Origin of the sequence: Pseudomonas fluorescens (genome assembly GCF_902497875.1) — a bacterium.
GTDB classification, from domain to species: Bacteria; Pseudomonadota; Gammaproteobacteria; order Pseudomonadales; family Pseudomonadaceae; genus Aquipseudomonas; species Aquipseudomonas fluorescens_BR.
This window is the reverse complement of record NZ_CABVHY010000135.1, coordinates 1-1,458: the sequence shown is the minus strand read 5'-3', so window position 1 is coordinate 1,458 and position 1,458 is coordinate 1. Positions and strand designations below refer to the sequence as shown.

Annotated in this window: 3 protein-coding genes; 1 reads left to right on the top strand and 2 read right to left on the bottom strand. The window is 57.5% G+C overall.

From position 1 onward, the window contains the following. Window positions 1-38 precede the first annotated feature (38 nt). Both F8N85_RS34195 and F8N85_RS34190 read right to left on the bottom strand, forming a co-directional pair. A complete protein-coding gene (locus tag F8N85_RS34195; RefSeq protein WP_150802200.1) occupies window positions 39-401 on the bottom strand; it encodes a type II toxin-antitoxin system PemK/MazF family toxin in 363 nt (120 codons plus the stop codon). Then, window positions 401-670 carry an AbrB/MazE/SpoVT family DNA-binding domain-containing protein gene (locus F8N85_RS34190; RefSeq protein WP_150802201.1) on the bottom strand — a complete coding sequence of 90 codons (270 nt, stop codon included), beginning with the start codon at window positions 668-670 and terminating at the stop codon, window positions 401-403. The genes F8N85_RS34195 and F8N85_RS34190 overlap by 1 nt, the downstream gene beginning before the upstream one ends. Before the next feature lie 251 nt (window positions 671-921). On the opposite strand from F8N85_RS34190, the gene trxC reads away from it, so the two are divergent. Beyond that, entirely contained in the window at window positions 922-1,356 is a 435-nt protein-coding gene (gene trxC, locus F8N85_RS34185; protein WP_150802202.1) for a thioredoxin TrxC, read from the top strand. Window positions 1,357-1,458 lie beyond the last annotated feature (102 nt).

Genomic DNA, 1,458 nt, shown 5'->3' with positions numbered 1-1,458 from the left:
AAGCATCTGGAGATCAGCTGTTCGTCGTGATGATACGTTCAGTCCTGGGGGTCAATTGCACTGACAACTCGTGAAATGATGTCCATCATTGTCACGTCGTCGAGACGCTCAATGAACTTGGCGGAGCCCTCTTGGATTCGTTGCTCGATATCGAAGCTGCGCACCTGATTACACACCGCGACGCCATTGGTTTCGTGCCCGGTGACAACCACCGCCAAACCAGAATTGCGGCTAAACGTGCCTCCACTGGTCACCGGGACGGTCATGCTCACACCCAAGGCATTGATCTCTCGTGGTGTTATCACAACAAAACGGTGGCGATTCATCATCTCTCTACCTGCCACCGGATTCGGGTCAATCCAGTAAACATCGCCCCGCTGCGGGGCTTGTCGACGAACCATCAGCCCAACTCCCGACCAACTGGATCGCCTTCACGAGTATCCGCTGTGGCGGCATTCAGTTCGGCAATTGCTTCGGCCCCCTCGAGCAATTCGGCCAGGGTATAGCGCTTGCGCACCGGCTGTACGACGGGGCGAGCGATCAATTCGCCATCGACCACATTGAGCTCCAATTGCGCGCCCACCTCCAGATGCAGGAGTTTCAATAAAGTCGGCGGGATGGTCATCACCGCAGCACCGCCTTGTCGGCGGATTTTGGAAGTCACGGACATGAGAGGACTCCGATCCGAAATAAGGTTGATATCGACGCCTCGATAAGTGCAACAAAAGTAGCACACGGATGGGAGCAAAGCGAATTCCTCACTAGGTCACTTCAAAGTATTTAACGCTATTCCCAGCCTAGACTTGCGGCGTAAGCGACCAGCCTCAAATATGTGAGAGCATGCGACAGCTGCCCACGCCTTGATAATCCCCGCCCGCGACTCCAAATAAGTACCATTACCTTGCCTTCCGGAGCCTGCTCATGTCCGATCCACTGCTGATCCCCTGCCCTCACTGTAACGGCCTCAACCGTATCCCCGCCGAACGCCTGGGCGATCAGCCCAAGTGCGGGCGCTGCAAGGTCGAGGTGTTGCTGAGCAAGCCTTTCGAGCTGAAGCAGGCCGATTACGCCAGCCAGATCAAGGGCGATTTGCCGTTGCTGGTGGATGTCTGGGCGGACTGGTGCGGGCCGTGCAAATCATTTGCACCCGTATTTGAGCAGGCAGCAGCGCAATTGGCAGGCAAGTGTCGGCTGGCCAAGCTGGACAGTGAGGCCAATCAGCAATTGTCGGCGCAGTTGGGCATTCGCTCGATTCCCAGCCTGATACTGTTCAAGAACGGCCGGGAAGTCGCACGCCAGAGCGGTGCCTTCCCGCTACCGCAGTTGTTGAGCTGGTTACGTAGTCAGGGCATCTGACACCGGGCGGCCAAGGTAGATCAGCAGTCTGATGGGCCTTTGTGGCGAGGGAGATTGCTCCCGCCGGCCGGTCCGCGCTCGGGCGCAGCAGGCGTAATTCGG